The sequence below is a fragment of the Dolichospermum sp. FACHB-1250 genome (assembly GCF_014696335.1).
Lineage (GTDB): Bacteria > Cyanobacteriota > Cyanobacteriia > Cyanobacteriales > Nostocaceae > Dolichospermum > Dolichospermum planctonicum.
Window position 1 is genome coordinate 1 of sequence record NZ_JACJPZ010000024.1, and the last position, 25,339, is coordinate 25,339.

Below are 25,339 nucleotides of genomic sequence, written 5' to 3' on the forward strand. Positions count from 1 at the left end.
ATCGAGATATAAAACCCGAAAATATTATTAGAAGTAAAACCGGTCAATTATTTCTAATTGATTTTGGCGTTTCCAAAGAAACAAGTGGAACTATTTTAACTAGAGTGGGGACTGTTACAGGTACTCCTGGATACGCACCCCCGGAACAGTTTCGGGGTATGGTTTATCATAGTAGTGATCTCTATAGTTTAGCTGTTACCTGTGTCAGATTATTGACGGGACATTTTCAAGAAGCTGATGGTGCAGATAAATTATTTGATACCAGAAAAATGCAATGGCAATGGCAAAAGTATGTTTCTTTAAGTCAGGAATTAACAACGGTATTAGAAACCATGTTGCAAGATATTCCTACTCGTCGTTATGACTCAGCAGCAGAAGTTTTAGCCGCATTAGCAAATAAAAAAACAATAGTTATTCCTACACCCACAAACCCACCCAAACCACCAGCAAATATTAACGTAAATATCAATCCCCAATCATCATTTACCGAAGATTTAGGAAAAGGTATTAAATTAGAAATGATCGCCATACCGGGAGGAACTTTCTGGATGGGTTCACCGGCAAATGAAGCAGAAAGGGGTGATAATGAAAGTCCCCAACATCAAGTTACAGTTCCCAGCTTTTTTATGGGCAAATACCCCTTGACACAGGCACAATATCAAGCTATTATAGGGGATAATCCGTCTGGCTTCAAAGGCAATAACCGCCCAGTTGAAACTGTCAGTTGGGATGATGCGGTTACATTCTGTCAAAAGTTAAGTCAAAAGACAGGAAAAAACTACAGATTACCCAGTGAAGCAGAATGGGAGTATGCTTGTAGAGCAGGGACAAAAACGCCATTCTCTTTTGGTGACAACATCACCACGGATTTAGTAAACTACAATGGTAATTATCCCTATAAGTCCGCACCTAAAGGTAAATGTCGAGATCAAACTACAGATGTAGGAACTTTTCCCCCTAACGCTTTTGGTTTGTACGATATGCACGGGAATGTGTGGGAGTGGTGTGAAGATGACTGGCATGAAAATTATATAAACGCGCCTACAGACGGCAATGCTTGGAACAGTCGAAGCGGCAGTAATATAAAGTTAATTCGTGGCGGTTCTTGGCACTTCAATGCTTGGCTCTGTCGGGCTGCGGCTCGCGATAGGGGTTCGCGCGGCCTTCGTTACTACTACTGCGGTTTTCGGGTCGTGTCTTCGTTCAGGACTTTGTAGCCCTTTATACTCTTATTCTTTTACTCTCTGCCCTTCTGGTTATTATTGGTCAATCCTGATTCAGATTACCCAAAAACAACACCGCGATAAATTTCCGATATCGGTAAATCAACCCCAACAGACTCCAAAGAAATGGATTTTTCTAAATCATTAAAATCACTCAATAACCAACCTTGAGACTGTTTACTATATTTTTCTATAAAAATTTCATCCTGTTCAACTAATAAATATTCACAAAAACTGCTAATTGAACGATACATCCGAAACTTGCTTTGTCGGTCATAATCTGCGGTTGAAGGTGATAATACTTCTACAATTAAAATGGGATTTAAAACTTCATCATTGCGGTTGTCATTTAGTTGCGGTTGATCTGCAAAAACCATTACATCTGGATATACTCCGCGTTGATATTCAGGAATCCATAACCTCAAATCACTATTAATTGGCTCACATTTACTATCACGCAAAATAAACTTGAGAAATGCAAAAATATTGCCACCTATACGGCTATGGTTGAGTGATCCTCCTGACATGGGAACAATTTCTCCATCACGATATTCACTGCGTTTTTCAGCTTTTTCTTCAATGGCGCGATATTCATCTAAACTATAACGACGCTCAACAGTAGTAATCATTATCTTGTAACCAATTACATTGAAGTCATCATGATTCTAGCAAAACTGGATTATTGTTGAATCATTGACGTTATTATCAATCATAAATTATGATTTTTTAGCACTGACCAAAAATCTGGGATACAAGCCCCGTCCTTTTAGGACGGCTTTATGTTAAAATTTGGTTATAGTCGCCTTATGGCATTGGGAGACTTTAAACGGACATGGAGGGACGATAAGACCACTTGTGGCGTGTTCCAGTGAAGTGTCAAGAATCATCGCACCTTCAGGTCGGTGAGTATGTCAATAAAGATAGTTTGATTATTCATTAAGCTTAGATCCCCGACTTCTCAAAGAAGCCAGGGATATGAAAATCATCAACCACCATCAACAGCGTACTGAATAAGCAGAGATAAACGTTGACGCAATGTCTCCAGACCTAAACGCTGACTAGCAGAAATGAAAACCGCTAGGGGAAACTCTTCCCGCGCTAAAGCCAGGGTTTCACTACTAACCTGATCAATTTTATTAAAAGCCACTAAAGCAGGTCCCGGTGTAATGGGCATTTGCGCGAGTATGTCCCGAACTGAGCGAATATGACTTAACCAAGCAGGATGAGATAAATCTACTAAATGCAGTAAAGCATCCGCCTCTGTTACTTCCTCCAAAGTAGCGCGAAAGGCATCCATTAAAGACGCGGGTAATTCATGAATAAACCCTACAGTATCCGTCATTAAAGTTTCCTGGGGTGCGCCGGTTTCCGCGTGGGGAAGCATTAACCGCCGTGTGGTCGGGTCAAGGGTAGCAAATAATTGGTCAGCCGTATATACTTCCGAATTAGTGAGAGCATTAAGTAAAGTAGATTTACCAGCATTGGTATAACCAACTAAAGCCACAGAGGGAACTTCTCGGTGTTGTCGCCGTTGACGTAATCTACAACGATGTGCCTGTAATTGATTAACTTCCTGTTGTAGTCGAGAAATGCGTTTTTGAATAGCCCGACGTTCCGTTTCTAGCTTAGTTTCACCAGGTCCTCTAGTTCCAATACCACCTCCCAATCTGGACATGGCTTGACCCCTGCCAGCGAGTCGTGGCATCATATACTCTAACTGCGCTAATTCTACCTGTAATTTACCTGCACCAGATTGAGCGCGTTGGGCAAAAATATCTAAAATTAATTCCGTACGGTCAACTACTCTGACCCCAATTTGGGACTCTAAATTGCGGACTTGGGAAGGTGAAAGATCACGGTCAAATACTACCAAATTAGCACCTAGAGTTTGCACCGTGAGAGCAACTTCTTGGACTTTACCTTCACCGATAACTGTTTGGGGATGAATACGCGATCGCTTTTGTTGTAAAGTCTGTAATACATCACCCCCCGCCGTATCTACCAACCGTGCCAATTCTGCTATAATGTCCTCGAATTGTTGCGGGCTAGTATTATCCGTTAATACTCCTACAATTACCACCCGATCATGATCAGTGTCTACTTCCTGAGCTACATATTCCCGACGAAATTCCGCTTCTAGACTTTCCACCAATTCGAGAAAATCCTGGTCAGCCAAAGCATCTAAACTTAGAGGCGGTGATATGTGGGAATATATACTAGCATCAACCATGCTCATGTCAGAGGATTTAGTAGTCACTAACTGTCTATTATTAGCCACAAGATGGGCTAAATAAGCTTCTTTCACGTATCCAGTTGCACCACCACCACGCTTAGTAAATCCGCCCCCAGTAATATTTAAAACTACTAAAGCATCCAATCTTTGTAAAGCCATAGCCGTTAATGCTGACTCATTTGGTGGTTCTGACTTGAGATTAGTAGATAAACAGCGAATTCCGCTCAGACGTTCTGCACCGTAGCGAGGTATTTCCATGGGTGGGATTTGAGTTTGACGCGGAGTACCCACACCAACCCGAATTACTTGTCCACGACGGTTGATATAAGTACAAACAGGCTGATTAATTTCCGTACTAACTGCTGCAAGACGTTGTGCAAACTCAGATGTAGTAATACAATCCCCTGATATCCGCTGATGGTACAGCCGCTGGAGTTGTTTTAGCTGGCTGGACTTTAAACCTTGAATATTACCAAAAATAGTCTCTATAGGCGTTTAAGACCAGTTACCTGGTTCCCCCTGAATCCTGATACTGTCTATTTTACAACAGAAATTGGTCAGTTGACAGGTGACAGTTGACAGTTGACAGTTGACAGGTGACAGTTGACAGTTGACAGTTGACAGTTGACAGTTGACAGTTGTTAGTTGTTAGTGGACAGTTGTTAGTTGTTAGTGGACAGTTGTTAGTTGTTATTGGACAGTAAATAGGTGATAGTAGACAGTAGACAGGTGATAGTAGACAGTTGTTAGTTGTTAGTTGTCATTAGTTAATTTTATTCTTCCTTCTTTCCTTCTTTCCTTCTAACTCCTAACTCGGTGACTCCTTTAATAAATAGCTGGACTATGGGGCGATTATAGATTTATAATTAATGATTGTGAGTTTTTTCAGAAAACAGAAAAGTAATGAACGCCCAAGAGATTATTCGCTCAATTGAAGCGGAACAATTGAAATCTGATTTACCTGATATCTATGTCGGTGACACAGTGAAAGTCGGAGTCAAAATCAAAGAAGGTACTAAATACCGCGTCCAACCCTACGAAGGCGTAGTTATAGCCATGCGGAATGGTGGTATTAACGAAACCATTACAGTTCGCAAAGTTTTCCAAGGTGTGGGTGTAGAACGGGTATTTTTACTCCATTCTCCCCGCATTGAGAGCATTAAAGTATTACGTCGTGGTAAAGTTAGACGTGCTAAACTTTACTATTTACGCGCCCTAGTCGGTAAAGCAACCCGCATTAAACAAAGATTCGACCGCGCCCTCTAATTCCATAGAGGGAATTAACAGACAAAACCCAAGCTGTGAGCGGCATTCGCCGCTAACTTGCCAAAAATAAAAAAATAAGTAACAATTTAGATGACAATTAAAGTCGAATTGTGCTAAACTAAAAAAAGTTGATCACAATGACCGGAAAGAGAAAAGCTTGTGCGCTCTTAGTTCAGTTGGTAGAACGCAGGTCTCCAAAACCTGATGTCGGGGGTTCAAGTCCTCCAGGGCGCGCTCAAAAAGAAAAATATTGCCCGAAGCAATAACGTCACTGCCAAAACAGCAGAAAACGTCAATTATTTCGGGTATAATTTTTTGAAAATATAGCTTTCCTATTGCCAGTCAATTGAGGTCAAAACTGTAAACCTTGAAAAAATGACAAGGTGAAGCTATTCAAGAAACGAGGGTATAACGACTGTGGCCAAAAAAAACGAAGCAGAAATACCAGCAACCGAAAATGGGTTTAGCTTAAACAATTTTTTCCAAGGAACAAAGGAAGAACTTGAAAAAGTAGTTTGGCCCAGTCGGAAACAGTTGGTGAGTGAATCAGTAGCTGTACTATTAATGGTTACACTCTCCGCCTCCTTGATATACTTGGTCGATGGATTGTTCAGTTGGGCAGCAAAACAGGTGTTCTGATGACTTCTGCAACAGACGAACCACGTAATTTAGAATTGCAGTCGGAGGAAGCACTGGGAACAGCGTCTAAAGAGTTACGCTGGTATGCGGTGCAAGTAGCTTCTGGCTGTGAGAAACGAGTCAAGACAAACTTAGAGCAACGTATCCAAACTTTTGATGTAGCTGATAAAATCATCCAAGTGGAAATTCCCCACACACCAACGGTGAAAATCCGTAAAGATGGTAAACGTCAGCCTTCAGAAGAAAAGGTTTTTCCTGGATATGTGTTAGTACGGATGGTAATGAGTGATGATACATGGCAAGTGGTAAGGAATACCACCCACGTCATTAACTTTGTGGGCGCGGAGCAGAAGCGTGGTAGCGGTAGAGGTCGTGGCCACGTGAAGCCAGTTCCCTTAAATCCTGCGGAAGTTGAACGCATATTCAAACAAGCCACGGAACAAGAACCAGTAGTCAAAATTGATATGGCTACAGGTGATAAGATAGTGGTGCTTTCTGGTCCATTTAAGGATTTTGAAGGCGAGGTAATTGAAGTTTCCCCAGAACGGAGTAAACTAAAAGCTCTACTCTCAATCTTTGGACGAGATACACCAGTAGAACTAGAATTTAATCAGGTTAAAAAACAGAGCTAAATACAAATGGCGAAGAAATTAGTAGCGGTCATTAAGTTGGCCCTGAATGCTGGGAAAGCCAACCCAGCACCGCCCGTTGGTCCTGCACTGGGTCAACATGGTGTTAATATCATGATGTTCTGCAAAGAGTACAACGCCAAAACAGCAGACCAAGCGGGAATGGTGATACCAGTAGAAATTTCTGTTTATGAAGACAGAAGTTTTACATTTGTACTCAAAACACCACCCGCATCAGTATTGATTCGGAAAGCGGCGAAAATTGAAAGAGGCTCAGATCAACCCAACAAAAAGAAAGTTGGTAGCATTAGTAGAAATCAATTACGGGAAATTGCTCAAACCAAACTTCCCGACCTCAACGCTAACGATATTGACGCAGCCATGAAAATCGTGGCAGGAACTGCGAAAAACATGGGCGTAACTATCACAGATTAATTAAGTGATTAAGTGATAAATCTTGAGTTTGTGCTTTTGAGTGAATAACTAATAGCCAAATCGAAAATCCCAAATCTAAAATCATATCGGGGGAGAAGCATAACTTCGAGATTACCCCAGGAGAAAAAAATGGCAAAAAAAGTATCACGCCGCTTGCGGGCGTTACTAGAAAAAGTAGAAGATAAGGATTATACACCCTTAGAAGCATTGGCTCTGTTAAAAGAAACAGCAACCGCTAAATTCGCCGAAGCTGCTGAGGCTCATATCCGTTTAGGAATTGATCCTAAGTACACAGACCAACAATTGCGGACAACAGTAGCACTACCTAAAGGTACGGGGCAAATAATCCGGGTAGCAGTGATCGCTAGAGGGGAAAAAGTCACAGAAGCGACTAATGCTGGTGCCGATATAGCTGGTTCAGAAGAACTGATTGAGCAGATTCAGAAGGGCTTCATGGACTTTGATAAGCTGATTGCGACACCAGATGTAATGCCACAGGTAGCAAAGCTTGGTAAATTGCTAGGTCCGCGTGGTTTGATGCCGTCACCCAAAGGTGGTACAGTAACCTTTGATATCGGTAGTGCGATCGCCGAATTTAAAGCTGGTAAATTAGAATATCGGGCTGATCGGACTGGGATTGTTCATGTTATGTTTGGTAAGGCTGGTTTTTCACCTGAAGATTTATTAATCAACCTGAAGGCATTACAAGAGTCCATTGACCGTAACCGTCCTTCAGGTGCTAAAGGTCGTTATTGGCGGTCATTGTATGTGTCCTCGACTATGGGGCCATCAATTGCCATTGATATCAGCGCCTTACGGGAATTAAAACTCACCGAAGCTGCATAATTTGGTAATTGGTAATGGGTAATGGGTAATTGGTGATAGATGAGTATAATCAGCAATGACTAATGACCAATAACTAATCCTAATAACCAAAATTAAATAGATAAAGCCGGAGACAGCAGGTGCTAATAGCTTAATATCCTGCCGAGGTTGTAATTTTAACTACCTAAAGTTTAAACAGTAAAACTGTGACAACGACAGTATTAAAAATACCACTTTGAAACCCTGGCTAAGATAGCTGGGGTTAACTGTTTTCGGCGGGTCAGCAAAAAGGTCATGGCTGATAAGTGACAGGTGACAGGAAATAGAGTAAAAACTAACAACTGACCACTGACAACTGACATTGGAGGTGAGATAAGTATGGGAAGAACGTTAGAAAACAAAAAAGAGATAGTAGCTGATCTCAAGGAAACCTTGAGTAAGTCAACTTTAGCACTTGTAATTGATTACCAGGGGCTAACAGTTGCCGAAATCACCAATTTGCGTCAGCAACTCCGTCCTAGTGGTGCTATATGTAAGGTGACAAAAAACACCTTTATGGGCATTGCCATTAAGGATCAGAAAGAATGGGAGCCAATGTCGGAATTGCTGAAAGGCTCTTCTGCATTTCTGCTAGTTAAAGAAGATTTATCCGCGATTAAAGCTTATCAAGCATTCCAAAAAGCCACCAAGAAAACAGAAATTCGCGGTGGTGTCATGGAAGGTCGTGTCCTGAGTGAAGCTGATGTTAAGGCTCTAGGAGACTTACCATCTAAAGAACAACTCATGGGTCAAATCGCTGGTGCTATCAACGCTGTGGCTACCAAGCTGGCTGTTGGTATCAACGAAGTTCCCAGTTCCTTGGCTCGCGCTTTGCAAGCTATCGCTGAAAAAGAAAATGGTGATAGTTCCGAAAGTGAGTCTTAGTGTGTATTAGCAAATACAGAACGCACTAATTAATCGTGGTGGTGCTTATCCACTAACAAATGACAACTGACAAATCAAAACAAATCAAAAATTATTTAGGAGTTACATCCATGTCTGCTGCAACCGAACAAATTTTAGAACAATTGAAAGCCCTCACCTTATTAGAAGCTTCTGAATTAGTCAAGCAAATCGAAGAAGCCTTTGGTGTGAGCGCTGCTGCTACTGGTGGTATGATGATGATGGCCCCTGGTGCTGCTGCTCCTGCTGAAGAAGTAGTAGAAAAGACCGAGTTTGATGCAATTTTGGATTCTGTACCTGCTGATAAGAAGATTGCTGTCTTGAAGATTGTCCGTGAAATCACAGGTTTAGGTCTGAAAGAAGCTAAAGAATTGGTAGAAGCTGCTCCTAAAGCTGTTAAGGAAGGTGTAGCTAAGGACGCTGCTGAGGATATCAAGAAGCGGATTGAAGAAGCTGGTGGTAAGGTAGTAATTAAGTAGTTGTTATCTGGTAATTGGTAATTGGTAATTGGTAATTAGTAATTGGTAATTGGTAAAAACTAATTATTACCCTTTACCTTTTGCCTTTTGCCTTTTTTTATCCCTTCAAGACTGATAATAAATATTGTGTCAGTGTAAAAGCATCAACTCCTAATTCTGTTCTTGCTTGTGCTGCTAAAATTCCTGCTTGAGAATGCCACCAAGTCGCACTTGCGACTACATCCTCCATGGTAAGTTCTGGGGGAGGAATTTGCGCTAATAGTCCACCTAACAGGCCAGTTAATACATCACCGCTGCCTCCACGGGCTAAGGCCGGGGTGCTTTCGGGATTTATCCAAACACCACCTTGAGGATGAGATATAGCCGTTCTTGCCCCTTTGAGCAGGACTACAGCCCCACTTTCTTGGGCTGCTGTTTGTACTGCTTTGACTCTATTTGTGTAATCAATATGGGGAAATAAACGCTTAAATTCTCCCGTGTGGGGTGTAATTACAGTGCCTGATTTTCGTGATTTTAATAGGGGAATAGTTCCTAATTGTGCGAGAATATTTAAAGCATCAGCATCGAGAATTAGAGGACATTCACATTCAATTATTTCGGGAAGAATAGAAATATTATCTGTAGTTAAACCCGGTCCGCAAGCAATTGTAGTAAATGAATTTAAGTCTATAAGGTGCGTTACGCTATCGCTAACACACCCTACTAATGGTAAATTAGCAATTGCTCCTTTTTCTGTTTCAGGACAACCGATAATTAACGCTTCTGGTAAATGGGAAACTAACGACATTTTTAAAGATTCTGGCACAGCAATTGACAACATTCCCACACCAGAAGCTCGCGCACCCAAACCTGTTAAAATTGCTCCACCTGCGTAACGTCGAGAACCACAAATTAATAATAAATGTCCTTGTTTATATTTGTGGGTAATGAGGGGACGGGGTAAGGGTAGGGTAGATAATGCTGTTGTTTTAGTAATGCGTTTGATTTGGGGGACATTATCTAAAACCGCATGAATATCTGTTAAGGGAATATGAAAATCAATTAATTCAGTTTTACCAACATAAGGTAATGCTTGTTCTTGTAATAAACCCTGTTTCCATAAACCCAAACAAAATGTATAACTTGCCTGAATAGCTGTTCCTAAAACCTCCCCTGTGTCTGTGTGTAAACCGGAAGGTATATCAATACTAATAATAGGCTGATTTCTTTGATTAAAATAATTAATTGCAGCAGCTATAAAGTCGGTAATTTCTCTTTCTAAACCAAAACCAAATAAACCATCAATTAAAAAATCACAATTTGGTAATTCGTTAATTTCTTGATAACAGGGAATTTCCAAACTTTGAATATATTGAAAATGTTGTGAAGTTAATTCTTTCAATTTAGAAAAAGGTTGATAAATCCAAACTTTATAACCGTGAAAATACAATTCACGCGCTACTACTAAAGCATCACCTCCATTATGACCTGGACCGGCTAAAATGCCCACACATTTATCTGGAGAAATAATAGTTTGTAAGCGTTGGAAAATTAATCCCCCTACTTTTTCCATTAAAGCAGCTACAGGCATTCCCGCAGTAAATATTCTGGTTTCAATATCCCGCATTTGCGCTGCGGTAACTACTTGTTCTTTTGTCATTTGTCAATTACCAATTACCAATTACCCATTACCCATTACCCATTACCCATTACCCATTACCAATTACCCATTACCCATTACCAATTACCCATTACCCTATTTTCCATAATAAACTCTAGCATTACCGTAACCTGAATTTTGAAAATAGCTATTCCATATTTTTGCTTCATATTTGTCGCTAAAAGGTCCTATAGCTATATGCGCTCCCCGTGGTTGAGTTCTCATAAATACATTAATATTTGCACTTATTTTCTGTCGAATTTCTGTACCAAAAGAACGTAAATTATTAGGGTGACTAGGAATCACTATATAGTAGTATTTTCTTGCTTCTTGTTGATAGTTATTTGGATTGTTTTGGTTGTTATCATAGGCTGTTTGTTGACCAGAATTATTGGGTTTTATTTCTAGATTTGCAGAATTAACAATTCTAGCACCAAAAACACCATTTAATTCCAATTCTCTCACCCTGATTTCAGCATTAGATTGTTGATGAAAAACACCACATTGAATAACATTACGTCCATTATAATTGCGGATATAAGCATTGCCTTCAACTTGCTGAACTCGTTGCAATACTTGAAAATCGCTGCTATCAACATAAACAAAATATCGTTCAAAATTTTGGTTATACTGGTTCAATTCCCCAGGTTGTACTTGCTGCGTCCCCTGTGCTAAAAATTGACTATTCTTGGGGATTTGAGCCTGAACTGGAGTATAATCGGATATTAACGCCCAATACCCACCCGCAAGTAAAGATAACATGAATAAAGGAGTAAAGTAACTAACTCTTAAGTTAGACATATTTGTTACTAGCTTTTACAGAAATTTTCTATGCAATATTCCATATATGGACTACCTTAACAGGAAAATTTCTCCTATATGCTACAATCGGAAAACCTCGCACTTTGTGAGTAAATAAAAAACCCCTTTCTTACGAAAATAAGCCGCAAGCACTTTGAAAAGTGTGAATTATGAAAAAAGTTGTCGTTGGTCTTTCTGGTGGCGTTGATAGTTCCGTAGCCGCCGCTATGCTACATAATCAGGGCTATGATGTAATTGGTTTAACCCTTTGGCTAATGAAAGGCAAGGGGCAATGTTGCTCTGAAGGAATGATCGACGCGGCTGATATTTGCCAACAATTGGGTATTCCCCATGAAATTGTTGATATTCGGGATGTCTTTCAAAGGTCAATTGTTGATTTTTTGGTGACAGGTTATAGTGCGGGAATTACACCATTACCTTGTTCTCAATGTAACAAAACGGTCAAATTTGGTCCGATGGTGGAATATGCACGGGAAAAATTAAAATGCGATCGCATCGCTACAGGTCATTATGCCAAAATTCGTTACGATGACGCTACTAATCGTTACCAATTGTTACGAGCCGTTGACCGCAATAAAGATCAATCTTATTTTCTCTATGATTTATCCCAAGATTTATTAGGGGCTGTAATTTTTCCCCTAGGTGAATTGAATAAAACCGATACCCGGAGAATTGCTACAGAATACAACTTAAAAACCGCCGATAAACCGGAAAGTCAAGATTTATGCTTGGTAGAAAGTAACGGTTCTATGCGGGCATTTTTAGATAAATATTTAGCTCCCAAATCCGGTGATATTGTTGATACTACTGGCAAAATTTTGGGACAACATGATGGTATTCATCATTATACCATTGGCCAGCGAAAAGGCTTAGGTATTGCTGCGGCCGAACCCTTGTATGTGATTTCCTTAGATGCTGTTAATAACAGGGTAGTTGTAGGCGATCGCACCAAAGGAACTCAGTCAGAATGTACAATAAATAGAGTAAATTGGGTTTCTATTGCTGAACCAGTCACACCTGTACGAGCAGAAGTACAAATTCGTTATCGTTCTCAACCCGTAGCTGTGACAGTAATTCCTTTAGCAGATTCCCGCGTGCGCTTAGTATTTGATGAACCACAGTTTAGCATTACACCCGGACAAGCTGCGGTTTGGTACGACAAAGACAAGGTATTAGGTGGGGGAATTATCGAACAGTTTAGTTAAATCAAAAACCCGTAAGGGCGCAGGTCTTGCACCCTAGATTGTATCCCATACTACTAATAACTTTTCCTAGCTCCTATAATCGCTATATTATTCCAGTAAATCTGGTTCTTGCCGTACAATCATCTCATACAAGGGTTGAAAACTAAACCAACCCATCTCAGCAGAACCCACTTGACTATAAGCTATCTTGGCATACTCTGGTTTAATTGGGCTGGGTGTTCCGGCTGCTTCTGCCAATAATTGCGCTTGACAAGAGCGGTCCATTGTGATAAACCACCAAGCAGCCTCATCAATAGTTTTACCTACTGTCAATAAACCGTGATTTTTGAGAATGACGGCTTTATTTTTTCCCAAAGTTTCAGCAATGCGCTTGCCTTCTTCCAGGTTGAGAACAACTCCCGTATAATCAGTAAATATACTATGATCTTCGTAAAAAGAACAAGCATCTTGAGTTAGCGGGTCAAGCAGACGGCCGAGACTAGACCAGCTTTTACCATAGATAGAATGGGCGTGAGCTGCTGCTACCACCTCAGGACGGGCTGCATGAACTTGAGAATGAATAGCAAAAGCTGCGCGATTTACCGGACGATTACCGTAAATTACATCACCTTGCTGATTAACTAATATGAGGTCACTAACTCGAATTAAACCAAAGTACATTCCAAAGGGATTTACCCAAAAATGTTCAGGTTTTTCCGGGTCACGGGCTGTAATGTGTCCAGCAACACCTTCATCAAATCCAAATCGAGAAAATAGCCGCAATGCAGCCACTAGTCGCTGTTGACGGTGCAATCTTTCCTCGGTAATGGAGGTAAATGTGGGAATTGTGGGACTATTGGGTTTTTGTATGGGTGTTTCGGTCATATAGGAATTGAATTTATAGGTGATTTTATCAAATTACCCAAATCAGAAAATAAAAACCGCAAAATACTATATTTTACGGTTCTAAGTATGGTGCGAGGAGTTAAACTTTCCATCATTATAGAATATCAGCCAGACAAAAACTCTTTCATAACACTTTGAGGAACAAAATTATTTTTAATATTTCCTACTTTTCCTGAATTAATTTCTGTACCTGTTCCCACTCTTCTGAACTTACCTTAAAATTAGTCGAATTGGGAGCGCGAAGCACCAATAAATTTTTAAGTACAGAATCTTCTTGTAACTGATTTTTCAGTAAAGGAGATTCTACAAATTTATTTGTAAATCTAATTATCGCTTGTTGTTTTCCCAAAGCTCTTGTAGAGTCTACCCAATATTTCTTATCTGGTATTTCCGTCAAGAATTGAGCGGGTTCTATCACTTCTGCTGTCGCATAAATTCCCCCTTGACTACCAGATAACCAAATAATAACACCATCACCAGGAGCGATATCGTTAGCATAACGAGTTACCAACCAAGGAATTGCTTCTAACTCCTTGATAGCTTCTAAAACCCGATAATACTTGGGATTTCCTTGAAATAACCAATAGGCCATATACTTTTCTGATAATTACCAGGTCAGATTATACCATTTTTGAGATTTTTGATCTTACTTAGCCATAAAAAATAAAAACCGTGAAAAAATAAATTCACGGCTTGAATAAAAATGTGGTGTGAGGAGACTTAACTCCCTTGATCATACTAGATATTAAAATTAGAAGTTCAATTACCACAAATTTCTTTACAAAGTAATTATTTCCTGACATATATATTTTTAATATTTGTCAATTTATACTATAGCACCACCACAACTAGAACCACAACCCGCAGTACAACCATAGCAATATTCAGCAGTTTGGACTTCATTAAATATATCCAAACTACCAATTTCTAACAATTTACTCACAGTCAAATTTTCACCATTACTAGTTTTAGCAGGTAAATTCATCATTTGATTAAAATCACAATCATAAATATTCCCTAAATAATCAATTGAAAGTTGTTCACGACACATTAAACCATCAATTGTATTTGCATTAAAGTGAGATTCCAAAAAATGCAAATAGCGAGAATAAAGCTGTTTTCTTTCTAAATGAAACTTTGTTCTCCCCACAGGTATATTAGTAATAGTGAAAAGATGATTAAATCGAATATCAAATTTTTCAGACAAAAATGTTTTATAGTCTCCTTCTAACTTTTCCTGTTCAGGAGTGAGAGAAAAATCATCACTACTTGGTAATGGAGAATTATACACCAAATCTAACACTAAATTGGGATTTTGACCATAACCGATTTTATTCAACCATTGTAAAGCCTTAATTGATTGATCAAAAACACCATTTCCCCGCATTTTATCCACATTATCGGCTAAATAACAGGGAAGAGAAGCGACAATTCTGACTTGATTCTCAGCAAAAAAATCTGGTAAATCCTCAAATCCTTCCACAAAATAAATTGTCAAATTTGATCTGACAATGACCTGTTTACCTGCTTTATTTGCAGCTTCTACCAAAGACTTAAAACCATAATTCATTTCTGGAGCGCCACCAGTTAAATCCACCGTTTTAATTTGCGGAAACCTACCAATTAAAGTAATTAACTGTTGACAAACTTCCGGTGTTAATTCCTCAGTTCTTTTCGGACTAGCTTCTACATGGCAATGGTTACAAGCTAAATTACAAAGTTTTCCCAAATTAACTTGTAAAACATTAATTTGCTGCTTTGTTAAAGGTGAATTTATCTGCTGAAAAAAAGGTGTAATCATAGAAGCATCTCTAGCTAAATTAAACCATAATTAGTTGAGAAATAAAAGCAAAGATGATAAATATGAGGATTTTACCCCATTTTCTCTCTAGTTTCTCCTATTTCTCATGCTGTCTCTCGTTCTCTCGTTCCCATGCTCTGCGTGGGAATATAGTTAAGAGGCTCTGCCTCTATTATACCTGGAGGTAGAACCTAGAACCTCAAAGATGACATTCCCAGTCAGAGACTGGGAACGAGGAACGAGGATGCTTTGTGTGGGAACGAGAATTTCCTTTCTTTGCGTCTTTGCTCCTTTGCCTCTTTGCGCGAAACCTCAGCTAGATTAGATATAAGAATTACTCAATTACCGTGAAAACCGATACAATTTTCTATAGCTTATTTCAAGCATTTCCTAGCATCTTTTTTGAATTAATTAACCAGTCTCCCACAGAAGCAGGTACGTATGAATTTACCTCTCGTGAAGTTAAACAACTGGCTTTTCGTTTAGACGGTTTATTTTTACCAACCACCAAAGATGCCAAAAAGCCATTTTACATTGTTGAGGTTCAATTTCAACCCGATGATGATTTATATTATCGTCTCTTTGCAGAGCTTTTTCTCTACCTGCGACAATACAAAACTCCTCATCCTTGGCAAGCTGTCATCATCTATCCTAGTCGTAATATAGAAAGAGAACAGAATGTACAATTTGGGGAAATCTTACTGCTTCAGCGAGTTACACGCATTTATTTAGACGAGTTGGGAGAGAGTTCTTTAGGGGTGGGAGTTGTTAAACTAGTAATAGAAACAGAGGAATCTGCACCAGCATTAGCAAGACGTTTAATTGCCCAAGCAAACCAACAACTAACTGATACCAAAATTAAACGGGATTTAATTAATCTGATTGAGACAATTATCGTCTACAAATTACCCAAAAAAAGCAGAAAGGAGATTGAAGCCATGTTAGGTTTAAGTGAGTTGAAACAAACCAGAGTTTATCAAGAAGCTTTAGAAGAAGGTAAAGCTGAAGGTGAAGCTAAAGGTAAAGCTGAAGGTCAAGCTGAAGCAACCAGAAAGTTTACTTTAAAATTGTTACGAACAGGCATGAATTTACAACAAATTGCTGAATTTACAGAATTATCTCTTGAACAAATTCAGGCTTTACAAAAAGAAATTCAAGAATCATAGTAGTTCTCGCTCTAATAAAATACTATTGAGGACGGGGAAACCCCGCCCTTGCGGGTTTGAGGATAAAAAACTGTACTTCATAACGGAGGAAAATACTGTATAGAATTAACAACATCCTCCACCATCATAATACCATGTAGAATCAGTAATCATGATTTCTTCAGCATTGATAACTGCTAACTTTTGCGCCGTTTTATCACAAACAGCCACAGGAATACCTCTTTGTAAAATATGTCCAGCATTATCATCAAAAAATTCTTCCTTACCCGCATAAATTGCTGTTTTACCAGTAAAAATACAAGCCCCGTCTGGGGGGATTTCCACCTTAAAAGCCACGGAATCAAGACTTTCTAAAAGTATATTTTCCTGTAGTTGATAACTGTGTTTATCTAATAAACGATAAGGACGACGTGCGCGAATTTCCACTTGTCCAAAACCAGCATTAATTATTAGTTGAGTATATTCTGAATATGTAAGAGCGCCGGATAAACACAAAGCACGTAAGTGTTCATTTTGTTGTAAATGATCAGGAATTGGACTGGTAGCAATTGGATCACTCATTTGTAAGCGACCGCCGGGTTTTAATACCCGATATGCTTCCTTTAAAGCGCGAGTTAAATCCGTTGGTTCAAAAATATTGAAAAGGCAATTCTGCGCTACTATATCCACCGAAGCATCAGCCACAGGTAAATTAAAAGCGTCTCCCGGACGAATCTCAACAAAGCTAGTATCAAACCAGGGGTTTTCCGTTGCAGCAATTTCTAAGTTACGCATTGCAGCTTCTCGCATAGCCTCCACAGGTTCAACAGCAATAATCGCACCGGGACGAGGAGAAAAATAAGCAAATTGTAACGCTTCCAAACCACCACCGACACCAACATATAAAACTGTCGGCTGATTATTAAGTTCGTTGTGATGAACCGTAGTTCCACAACCATAGTTCATTTCCTGCATAGCCAGAGGAATTTTCAGCCCTGGTAATTGTAAAGGTGTACTTTGGACACAGCATAGCCCCACTTCCGGTGTTTGAGCAACTTGGCTGTAAAATTGGGCTGCGGTTTCTAAATAGGTCATAGTCTCAAATTAGTATCAATTCATTCTAACAGAACTGTTTCTGGCTTGACCATCGCCGTGCTGCAATATTTTTCCTTCCCAAAAGCCTTGACTTTTAATCTCAGCAAGAGTATTATGTAAAACTAATAGAAGGGGAGTAGCTGCTGACAGTAAATCAAAGTTATCTGTTCAGTATATCTAAATCAACATACTGGTGATGAGCCTGGTTTAGATAGCGAATAAACAAAGTATTTGAAAGCGAGACCTTCACTGACGACACATTGAAAAGTGTGGAGTTCAGTGAGGTTTTATGGCTCTCATTGATACTCCACACGGGTAAAAAATCCTTCAGGAGTTTGAGAGAGTGTTAACAGCCTTTACCGCCGGTTTATTACTAATTACCATTTCTGAACTAGGTGATAAAACCTTTTTTATCGCTGTAATTCTGTCCATGCACCACCCACGGCGCTTGGTGTTCTCTGGTGTGATAGCTGCTTTAGCGGCTATGACTATCTTATCAGTTGCATTTGGACAAGTAGTGTCCTTTTTGCCAAAACAAATCATTCATTATGCCGAAATAGTTTTGTTTATCGCCTTTGGTTTGAAATTAATCTATGATGCCAATAAAATGGCTGTATCTGCGACTGAAGAAGTCGTAGGGGAGGCACAAGAGGCGGTAGAAAAGGCAGATTTAGATAATCCCCAGCAAAAAAGTGTCTGGTCAATTTTACTAAAATCCTTCGTACTAACATTTATAGCAGAATGGGGCGATCGCACACAAATAGCCACCATAGTCCTCGCAGCCAGTAATAACCCCATTGGTGTTACAGCCGGCGCAATATTAGGACACGCAATTTGTGCAGCGATCGCCGTTATCGGTGGTAAATTAATAGCAGGTAGAATTTCCGAAAGGCAAATTACCTTCTTAGGCGGTTTTCTATTTATCATCTTTGGCATAGTCGCCGCTATAGAAGGAAAATAATCCGTAGCAAGAGTAGCTGAGTCAGGCCTCTCCCCTATGGACTAGCCGTAGGAGATGATGTAGAATTAGGCTCAGAAATTGCTGCTACCTTATTGATTTCGTCCTTATACTGAGCCGGAGCTAAGGCTGTAGCTTTATCAAATAAAGGTTTTGCTTCAGCAAGCTTCCCTTGTTGCTTAAACAGCATTGCTTTCGCTAAAACGGGACGAAAATCTTGAGGCGCTTGATTAATTGCTTGATCATACACAGAAATAGCCTGAAGATCCTGCTTCTGAAAAGCGTAGACATTACCTAAAAGGACTTGAATAGCAACTACATCCCCACTACCTGGCTCAATAGCATTAGCCTTCTTTGCAGCAGTTAAACCTGCTTCTAATAAGCTAATAGCTACTTCTGGACGCTTTTCACTTAATTGCAAACTGACCATACCCTGCAAAGCCTTCAAATCTGCCGGTTTTGCACTTAAAATAGTACGATAAGTTTGGGTTGCTCCTTCCTTATCGCCAATTTGTTGTTTAGCTTGAGCCAGTAAAACCCCGTACTCTGACTTTTGGGGATTAAGTTTAGCAAGTTTTTCCAAAGGTTCAATCACAACTTGAATATCAGCCGGTTTAACTTCCCCTTGTCCTTTTTGACTCAACAACTGTAACCGGGCTTGCAAAAGTCCCTTGAGTGCAGTTTGATTTTCTGGCTCTTTCTGTAAAACCAATTCATAGCCCCGGACTTGATCTTCTAATTTTGACTTTTGCTGAAATGAAGATCCTTGATTCTCAGTATTGGCTTGATTCGATGGTAATGATTGGGGTTTGTTAAATGTTGTAATTATGGGCATAACAGAAACCCCCACAAAAGCAACAACAGCGAAAGCCAAGACTACTCGAACCATCCAGCGATTACGCGATTCAGACACAATATTATTCTACTCCTAAATGTTAACAAAATGTAAGTATATAGAACCAAAGTCATGCTACACTATCAGCAGATTTTAAATTTTGGATTTATTCTTGATCTAAATTCCGACAATGACATTAATTACAAATTAATTACAAATTAATTACAAATTGCAAAGTTAAAAATTTCCAAAACTTTGCGGAATACGGTGATTTGTCTGTGAATTTTATAACAAATAAATATCTATCCTGCTAAAGTAAGTGATGACTTTAGGAAGATCCGTCAGAATTATAGCTATGCTATGCTGCCGATAACCTAGCGTGGCCTTAGCCTCAATGGTTGTGAAGAGGCTAAATTACACATTTAGTGTATAAATGTGATATTTTGCGTACTTCTGTTCATATAAAGCATCAAGCGAAAGGCTAGATTAAAAGGAAATATACTTTGATCAGCCACACTTGCTCTTTTCTACCTGTCTTTGTCAAATCCTACCAAGGGATACGTCTTGTGCCGCAAGGAGTTTTTATGAATTCCGACCTGATGCCATCTTCTCAATCCTCAAATTCCACAGCCTCTAAACAAGGCAGAAAAGAGATTTCACCCCCTGTTAATGCTCATACATTAGCAGACCAACCCTCTCAACTGGAAAATTCTGTCATTGACCTGAGTAAATCCGATGCTAACGGGCATTTAGTTAATCGAGAACAACCAATTCCACCTCCGAGCGAACCAACCCAGTACCGAGCTATTGGCCTAGTTCGCGGGTGCTATCATGCCAGTAGTGAACAGTTTACCCAAGGAACACTACTGACTAGCGATGGGGTTGAACTTAATGCCGTCCTATTAGGTCGGATTATGAGTCTAGTCAAAAATCACTTAGACCTAGAAAAAGAACATCTATGGGTAGTTTATCCCCGCACCAGACAAGAAAATGACGCATTACACCTGCAAATTGTTGGCGTTTGGGAACCAGAAAATCTGGCGAAAAATGCACTAGATGAACATAGCCCAGATGCGATTACTCAAAAGTTACACAACTCGACAGTAGTTTGTGATGATCTCAAACCCTCATCAGCTGTTCCTGATGGCGGTTTTTCTGTGCGCGGTGAGGTAGTTTACCAGTCTTTTGATGAAAAGAGTTTGGTTGTGAAAATCAAGCAATCTCCCCGGAAAACTACTGATAAAGCTAAATATTTTAAGTTGAAACTCAAGGGCATATTAACGACCAAAGCCGTCGGTAAGTTCTGGGACTTCAATGTGAAACGGGAATCAGATGCTTTAGTAGTAATTAATGCCGAAGCGATCGCTGATTTACCCAAAAAACGTAGACCGCCATTCAAAGCCGCGCCCCGTGGTGTTGCTAACAGCGGTACTAGAAGACCATTCCCCCCTCGACGCAATGGTGAAGCCCCACGTCCCGTTAGAAAGACAGCAGGTGATCCCACGGTTATTACTAAACCTATACCCAAAACCCCCACTCCTATGCCTATTAAGAGGCCTAAGCCGACCGGGGAATAGGTAATTGGTCAGTTGTCTGTTGTCAAATGATGATTAGTGAGTACAGAAACACGGAATTTCCCTCTTTGTCTTTCTTCTTTCTCACTACTTCTAAAACTCAGTCCAACGATCTTGAGGTAAAAAAGAACGCTCCATTGGTATCGGGGCTACTGGTTCAGTTAGGGTAAATATCCCCTCTTTGATCCATTGTTTCAACTCTTGGGCTACTTTTCGGGAAAGAAATAAGCTCGCTAAAGATGCTACTCGTACCGTTCTCCCTTCAATAGTGATACGTCCAGACTTAAGTTGGGCGTAACTCACTAAACCGAAGGTAGGACGGACACGACGAGGAATGGAAAAATCTACAATTGGTGCTACTAAGTCTCTGTCTTGGACAGCACACCGTTCTATCACTCCCACATTTAAAACTGGTAACGGCACGCCTACACCCATCATCATGGACGGTCCATAGCTTTTAAAGTAACAACCTCGTATCCATCGGGCATCCATCTGTTTGGCATCGCCAATTAACGCTAAAGTGGCTGAAGGCCCAATCGGTGTCCGATTTTCTAACCGCTTTTGCAAAGGGAAATGTTGTGTCCCCTCCCAAGCTACATAACCAATACCCCCAGCTAAAAAAATCTTTGTCCCAATACCAACGATTTGTAAATCGGGGTCATTCAGCAACGGTGACAGCGAACCAGGGTTAGAATAAACTGCATTCCCTAAACGTGGCTGTAACGGTCCTAAATACGTATACAGTGGGCGATCGCCACCATTCACACCAACAATAAAATTTTGATAAAGATTACGCGGATTAAATAAGTAAAACTGATTGATGGTGTCACGGGTGATAGTGGTTTCAAACGTAGCCCTGGGATAACAATCGGTAACTTGTCCAATAGCACGTACTTGGATAGATTTACCCGCAATTAAATCCTCAATCACATGACCCCTCCACGTTCTCGCACTTCTTCCCCATCTATGGTGTCAACTGGACAACTAGCACCTAAGTATAAATCCACAGCCCCAAAACCAGAGTATGCTGGTACTCCATCTAACCAGCAACGCCGAATTTTTATCGGTGGATCAGTATGTCCTAAGTTAATAATTGCACCACTTGACTCCATTGGTTCAAATGTACCAGTGGTAATTACATCTACTTCCTTAGCAGCTTTATTAACACCAACTTCTCCAACTCGTGCTTTCAATTCTTCAGCAGTCCAGACTATCGCCCGTTTTTGGCTGATTTTCTCATTAATATCCGCAATTGTTCGCATTTTTAATTCAGTTGTAGGTTGGGTTTAAAAAAACCCAACATTTCCGTGTTGGGTTACACCTTCGGCACGCTACGTGAACACTCCGTTTTACCCAATCTACAATCTAACAGTATACCCGTGTTGTACCACCTATCACCTCTCATCTACCCTGAATTTAACAGAATCAGCATGGGAAGGTAAACCCTCTGTAGTTGCTAATATGTCAATAGCCAATGCCACTTTTTCTAGTGCAGTTTGTGAGTATTGGATAATACTTGAGTGTTTTAAAAATGTTTCTACCCCTAAAGCCGAAGCATAACGGGCGGCACCAGAAGTAGGTAGGGTATGGTTTGGACCTGCCAAATAGTCTCCCACTGCTTCAGGTGTAGAACTACCCATAAAAATTGCCCCCGCATGGCGAATATGGTTAATTAAAGCCCAAGGATCAGCAACTTCTAATTCTAAATGTTCCGGTGCAAACTCGTTAGAAAGTTCCGCTGCGGCAGACAGGGATTCCACCACCACAATTAAACCATAATGGGCGATCGCTTTTTCCGTATCTAGCCGGCGCGGGTGATCTACCAATTGTCTTTCTACCTCGATTTGCACTTTTTTAGCCACAATAGCATCTGTTGTCAGCAAAATCGCAGCGGCCATAGGATCATGTTCTGCTTGCGCTAACAAGTCCGCAGCTACATACACAGGATTAGCCGTTTCATCAGCAATTATTAGCACTTCGCTAGGACCTGCTAAAGAATCAATACCCACAGTTCCGTAAACTAATTTTTTCGCCAAAGTGACATAAATATTACCCGGTCCTGTAATTACATTTACTTTGGGAATAGTTTCTGTCCCATAAGCCAAAGCCCCAATAGCTTGAGCACCACCAATTCGGTAAATTTCCTGAACTCCCGCTTCTTGAGCCGCTACCAAAACCGCAGGATTAACCATTTTACCTCCTCTCACAGGTGTCACCATTACCACCCGTGGCACACCCGCTACTTTCGCCGGAATGGCATTCATTAACACTGTACTGGGATAACAAGCCCGACCTCCTGGTATATATAAACCTGCACGGTCTACGGGCGTGTAGCGCTTACCTAATACTACCTCATCATCGCCAAATTGTACCCAGCTTTTGGGAACTCGCTGACGGTGAAAAGTCTCTATTTTTTCGCAAGCTAGGCGAATAGAGCGCAGCAAATCCTTAGATACCTGTTGATATGCTGCATCTAATTCTGAGCCTGTTACCTTTAGTTCTTCTGGTTTTAGGGTTTGCTGATCAAATTCCGCTGTATAGTGTAGTACAGCCTTGTCCCCTTGGCGCTTCACCGCTTGCAACACTTCGCGTACTGTTGCTTCTTTGTGAATTACCTGTTCATCCTGGGTGCGTCCACAGATCCTTTGCAGTTCTGCTCTAACGTCAGCTTGCTCAGTAATAATTCGCAGCATGGAGTAATGACAATGCAAAATTTTACAATCTTCTCAAACCAGAACCAGGTTTAGGCTTTTTACTCGCCGCTACAGCATGACATCAATAGCAAGTTATTCAAAAATAGCTAAAAAGCTCATCATGTAAGCTTTTTGACCTTTGATTCTTGACTTTTGAATCCGCCCTGCTTGACTTAGGTTATCAACCTGGATCTGATTCTCTTCTCTAGCTTAACCTGGATTTTTTTTGATACTACTTTATAAAACTCAACCAACTCAGGAAATTTCACCATCTCCCACAATTAATTCCCGCAATTACACCCCTTTTTTTCTCAATTATCCATTTTACCCTATTTCCCCACTTCTCAATTTCAAGCCCTTCTGGTCCAAATAAAAAATTTTTTTCTGGAAATTATAACATTGGCGAAAATGATGCTATATTAATTAAACCTAGTAGTGTGTGTACATAATTAATAGTCTTTTTTGGAATTACTGTGGCGAATACAAAGTCTGCTCTTAAACGCGCCCAAATCGCAGAACGCAACCGACTGCGTAATAAAGCATATAAATCAGCCGTAAAGACGCTGATGAAGAAATACTTTAGTTCTGTAGAAGCTTATGCTGCTAATCCGACAACAGAACTCAAGCAGGAAGTAGAAGTAAAAATGTCCGAAGCTTACAGCAAAATTGATAAAGCTGTGAAGAAGGGCGTGCTTCATCCCAACAATGGGTCCAGGAAAAAGTCAAGACTGGCTCACAAACACAAAACCCTCACGGCTTAGTCAAAAATTCGGTAGGGGCAATCCCCCCGTGGTGGCCCCGGTTTGTAGGACAATTGCCAAAATATAACAGGAAACCCCATTCTCAGGGGTAATTCACGAATTACCCCACGTTCTATTTTGCCAAAGTCCTGGTCGGTTTAGCCCTGACCACTGAACATTGACAACTAACAAGCCATGCAACTCATAGATACCCACGTACACATTAACTTTGACATTTTTCAGCCAGATTTAGCAGCAGTACGCGCCAGGTGGCAAGCAGCAGGAGTAGTCCGATTGATCCACTCCTGTGTTCACCCGCAAGAATTTGCCAGCATTAGCCAAATAGCAGCGCAGTTCCCTGAACTTAGCTTTGCTGTAGGGCTACATCCTCTAGATGCTGATAAATGGGATCACCAAACGGCTACCCTAATCAAGTCTTTGGCCAGTTCTCATTCCCAAGTGGTAGCCATTGGGGAAATGGGGTTAGATTTCTACAAAGCAGATAACTATCACCATCAGCAAGAGGTATTTACATCACAATTGGCCATCGCCTGTGAACTGAATTTACCGGTGATCATCCATTGTCGTGATGCTGCACCAGTCGTGAGGGATATATTGCAAAAATGGCGGGATTTGTATGGGGAAAAGTTACGGGGTGTCATGCACTGCTGGGGAGGGACACCAGAAGAAACTCAATGGTTTTTAGATCTAGGTTTCTATATTAGCTTTAGTGGAACAGTGACATTTAAAAATGCTCTAACTATTCAAGAGAGCGCGGCCATTGTAAGTAGCGATAAATTGCTCATAGAAACAGACTGCCCGTTTTTATCACCCGTACCTAAACGCGGTGAAAAACGCAATGAACCTGCTCATGTTTATTATGTAGCGGCAGCATTAGCCAAACTACGAGGAGAAACAATCGAGGAAATTGCCCAGAAAACCACCGAAAACGCTTGTAAATTATTCGGTCTAGCACTATAGATGACAATCACCCCCCTAAGATGAATATTGATTTAACTCATCATGATACATCTGGAAGATAGAAATGTGCTAGAATTATTCACTCCAAAACATTTAGGTTAAGCCATAATGATAGAGAAAGGATAATAATTCTTAAAGATCCAGTAAATGTGATCGTCTTGACTGTACTCCGCCGAGAATTCCTGGTTTTAAGCCCCTGAATGAATCTCAACAATCATGCTCATTTCACAACCAAATCTAAAATCCCAAGTTGTCCGTCCATCCACTTAAATCTCCACAAACGGATGCTCTCAAT

The 25,339-nt window shown here is 40.4% G+C and carries 24 protein-coding genes, 1 tRNA gene, 1 pseudogene and 1 other annotated feature; of the genes and pseudogenes, 15 read left to right on the top strand and 11 right to left on the bottom strand.

The window, feature by feature from the left end:
* Positions 1–1,217, top strand: a 1,217-nt coding sequence (locus tag H6F39_RS10455) for a bifunctional serine/threonine-protein kinase/formylglycine-generating enzyme family protein (RefSeq protein WP_190396663.1), incomplete at its 5' end; no start/stop codon positions are given.
* 65 nt (positions 1,218–1,282) lie between these two features.
* Here the strand turns inward: H6F39_RS10455 and H6F39_RS10460 are convergent.
* Both H6F39_RS10460 and hflX read right to left on the bottom strand, forming a co-directional pair.
* A complete protein-coding gene (locus tag H6F39_RS10460; RefSeq protein ID WP_190396664.1) occupies positions 1,283–1,852 on the bottom strand; it encodes a Uma2 family endonuclease in 570 nt (189 codons plus the stop codon).
* A 356-nt stretch (positions 1,853–2,208) separates the two neighbouring features.
* Positions 2,209–3,945 (bottom strand): GTPase HflX, encoded by a 1,737-nt coding sequence (gene hflX / locus H6F39_RS10465; RefSeq protein WP_190396682.1) that lies wholly within the window; start codon positions 3,943–3,945, stop codon positions 2,209–2,211.
* Positions 3,946–4,359: 414 nt separating this feature from the next.
* On the opposite strand from hflX, the gene rplS reads away from it, so the two are divergent.
* From rplS to rplL, 8 genes are all read left to right on the top strand, one after another.
* On the top strand, positions 4,360–4,722 hold the full coding sequence (gene rplS, locus H6F39_RS10470) for a 50S ribosomal protein L19 (RefSeq protein WP_028084803.1): 363 nt from the start codon (positions 4,360–4,362) through the stop codon (positions 4,720–4,722).
* A gap of 161 nt (positions 4,723–4,883) precedes the next feature.
* Positions 4,884–4,956 (top strand) — tRNA-Trp (locus H6F39_RS10475).
* Positions 4,957–5,139: 183 nt separating this feature from the next.
* The gene (secE, locus tag H6F39_RS10480) at positions 5,140–5,361 is read left to right on the top strand and encodes a preprotein translocase subunit SecE (protein ID WP_137908049.1); all 222 of its coding nucleotides are present in this window, start codon (positions 5,140–5,142) and stop codon (positions 5,359–5,361) included.
* Entirely contained in the window at positions 5,361–5,993 is a 633-nt protein-coding gene (gene nusG, locus H6F39_RS10485) for a transcription termination/antitermination protein NusG (RefSeq protein ID WP_028084802.1), read from the top strand. The genes secE and nusG overlap by 1 nt, the downstream gene beginning before the upstream one ends.
* Before the next feature lie 6 nt (positions 5,994–5,999).
* Entirely contained in the window at positions 6,000–6,425 is a 426-nt protein-coding gene (gene rplK / locus H6F39_RS10490) for a 50S ribosomal protein L11 (RefSeq protein ID WP_137908050.1), read from the top strand.
* A gap of 129 nt (positions 6,426–6,554) precedes the next feature.
* Positions 6,555–7,271, top strand: coding sequence for a 50S ribosomal protein L1 (gene rplA, locus H6F39_RS10495; RefSeq protein WP_137908051.1), 717 nt, complete (start codon positions 6,555–6,557; stop codon positions 7,269–7,271).
* An 88-nt stretch (positions 7,272–7,359) separates the two neighbouring features.
* Positions 7,360–7,527: a sequence feature (ribosomal protein L10 leader region), on the top strand.
* 101 nt (positions 7,528–7,628) lie between these two features.
* Positions 7,629–8,174 (top strand): 50S ribosomal protein L10, encoded by a 546-nt coding sequence (gene rplJ, locus H6F39_RS10500; protein ID WP_190396665.1) that lies wholly within the window; start codon positions 7,629–7,631, stop codon positions 8,172–8,174.
* Positions 8,175–8,284: 110 nt separating this feature from the next.
* Positions 8,285–8,671: a 50S ribosomal protein L7/L12 gene (gene rplL / locus H6F39_RS10505; RefSeq protein ID WP_137908052.1), complete on the top strand. Its 387-nt coding sequence runs from the start codon at positions 8,285–8,287 to the stop codon at positions 8,669–8,671.
* Positions 8,672–8,768: 97 nt separating this feature from the next.
* Here the strand turns inward: rplL and H6F39_RS10510 are convergent, their stop codons facing one another.
* Entirely contained in the window at positions 8,769–10,310 is a 1,542-nt protein-coding gene (locus H6F39_RS10510; protein WP_190371436.1) for an NAD(P)H-hydrate dehydratase, read from the bottom strand.
* A gap of 96 nt (positions 10,311–10,406) precedes the next feature.
* Positions 10,407–11,111 carry a hypothetical protein gene (locus H6F39_RS10515; protein ID WP_190371435.1) on the bottom strand — a complete coding sequence of 235 codons (705 nt, stop codon included), beginning with the start codon at positions 11,109–11,111 and terminating at the stop codon, positions 10,407–10,409.
* Positions 11,112–11,281: 170 nt separating this feature from the next.
* Between H6F39_RS10515 and mnmA the strand changes: the two genes are divergently transcribed.
* Positions 11,282–12,337, top strand: a complete 1,056-nt coding sequence (gene mnmA / locus H6F39_RS10520; protein WP_137908055.1) for a tRNA 2-thiouridine(34) synthase MnmA — start codon at positions 11,282–11,284, stop codon at positions 12,335–12,337.
* 87 nt (positions 12,338–12,424) lie between these two features.
* On the opposite strand, the gene H6F39_RS10525 is transcribed toward mnmA, so the two are convergent.
* The 3 genes from H6F39_RS10525 to arsS form a co-directional block, all read right to left on the bottom strand.
* Positions 12,425–13,201, bottom strand: a complete 777-nt coding sequence (locus H6F39_RS10525; RefSeq protein ID WP_137908056.1) for a class II aldolase/adducin family protein — start codon at positions 13,199–13,201, stop codon at positions 12,425–12,427.
* Between the two features lie 184 nt (positions 13,202–13,385).
* On the bottom strand, positions 13,386–13,814 hold the full coding sequence (locus tag H6F39_RS10530) for an EVE domain-containing protein (protein ID WP_190396666.1): 429 nt from the start codon (positions 13,812–13,814) through the stop codon (positions 13,386–13,388).
* Positions 13,815–14,048: 234 nt separating this feature from the next.
* Positions 14,049–15,023, bottom strand: a complete 975-nt coding sequence (gene arsS, locus H6F39_RS10535; protein WP_190396667.1) for an arsenosugar biosynthesis radical SAM (seleno)protein ArsS — start codon at positions 15,021–15,023, stop codon at positions 14,049–14,051.
* 347 nt (positions 15,024–15,370) lie between these two features.
* On the opposite strand from arsS, the gene H6F39_RS10540 reads away from it, so the two are divergent.
* The gene (locus tag H6F39_RS10540; protein WP_190396668.1) at positions 15,371–16,189 is read left to right on the top strand and encodes an Rpn family recombination-promoting nuclease/putative transposase; all 819 of its coding nucleotides are present in this window, start codon (positions 15,371–15,373) and stop codon (positions 16,187–16,189) included.
* A gap of 105 nt (positions 16,190–16,294) precedes the next feature.
* Here the strand turns inward: H6F39_RS10540 and arsM are convergent, their stop codons facing one another.
* Positions 16,295–17,263 carry an arsenosugar biosynthesis arsenite methyltransferase ArsM gene (arsM, locus tag H6F39_RS10545; RefSeq protein WP_190396669.1) on the bottom strand — a complete coding sequence of 323 codons (969 nt, stop codon included), beginning with the start codon at positions 17,261–17,263 and terminating at the stop codon, positions 16,295–16,297.
* A 343-nt stretch (positions 17,264–17,606) separates the two neighbouring features.
* Here arsM and H6F39_RS10550 point away from each other — a divergent pair, with 343 nt between their 5' ends.
* Positions 17,607–18,224, top strand: a complete 618-nt coding sequence (locus H6F39_RS10550) for a TMEM165/GDT1 family protein (protein WP_190371430.1) — start codon at positions 17,607–17,609, stop codon at positions 18,222–18,224.
* Positions 18,225–18,258: 34 nt separating this feature from the next.
* On the opposite strand, the gene H6F39_RS10555 is transcribed toward H6F39_RS10550, so the two are convergent.
* Positions 18,259–19,134: a Tfp pilus assembly protein PilF gene (locus tag H6F39_RS10555; RefSeq protein WP_190396670.1), complete on the bottom strand. Its 876-nt coding sequence runs from the start codon at positions 19,132–19,134 to the stop codon at positions 18,259–18,261.
* A 506-nt stretch (positions 19,135–19,640) separates the two neighbouring features.
* Between H6F39_RS10555 and H6F39_RS10560 the strand changes: the two genes are divergently transcribed.
* A complete protein-coding gene (locus tag H6F39_RS10560) occupies positions 19,641–20,633 on the top strand; it encodes a hypothetical protein (protein WP_190396671.1) in 993 nt (330 codons plus the stop codon).
* Positions 20,634–20,723: 90 nt separating this feature from the next.
* Here H6F39_RS10560 and H6F39_RS10565 read toward each other — a convergent pair.
* Positions 20,724–21,892: pseudogene (locus tag H6F39_RS10565) on the bottom strand (homocysteine biosynthesis protein).
* A gap of 132 nt (positions 21,893–22,024) precedes the next feature.
* Positions 22,025–23,323: a histidinol dehydrogenase gene (hisD, locus tag H6F39_RS10570; RefSeq protein WP_137908065.1), complete on the bottom strand. Its 1,299-nt coding sequence runs from the start codon at positions 23,321–23,323 to the stop codon at positions 22,025–22,027.
* A gap of 473 nt (positions 23,324–23,796) precedes the next feature.
* On the opposite strand from hisD, the gene rpsT reads away from it, so the two are divergent.
* Complete coding sequence (gene rpsT, locus H6F39_RS10575) at positions 23,797–24,084, top strand: 30S ribosomal protein S20 (protein ID WP_028090342.1); 288 nt, start codon at positions 23,797–23,799, stop codon at positions 24,082–24,084.
* Between the two features lie 174 nt (positions 24,085–24,258).
* Positions 24,259–25,044: a TatD family hydrolase gene (locus tag H6F39_RS10580; RefSeq protein ID WP_137908066.1), complete on the top strand. Its 786-nt coding sequence runs from the start codon at positions 24,259–24,261 to the stop codon at positions 25,042–25,044.
* Positions 25,045–25,339 lie beyond the last annotated feature (295 nt).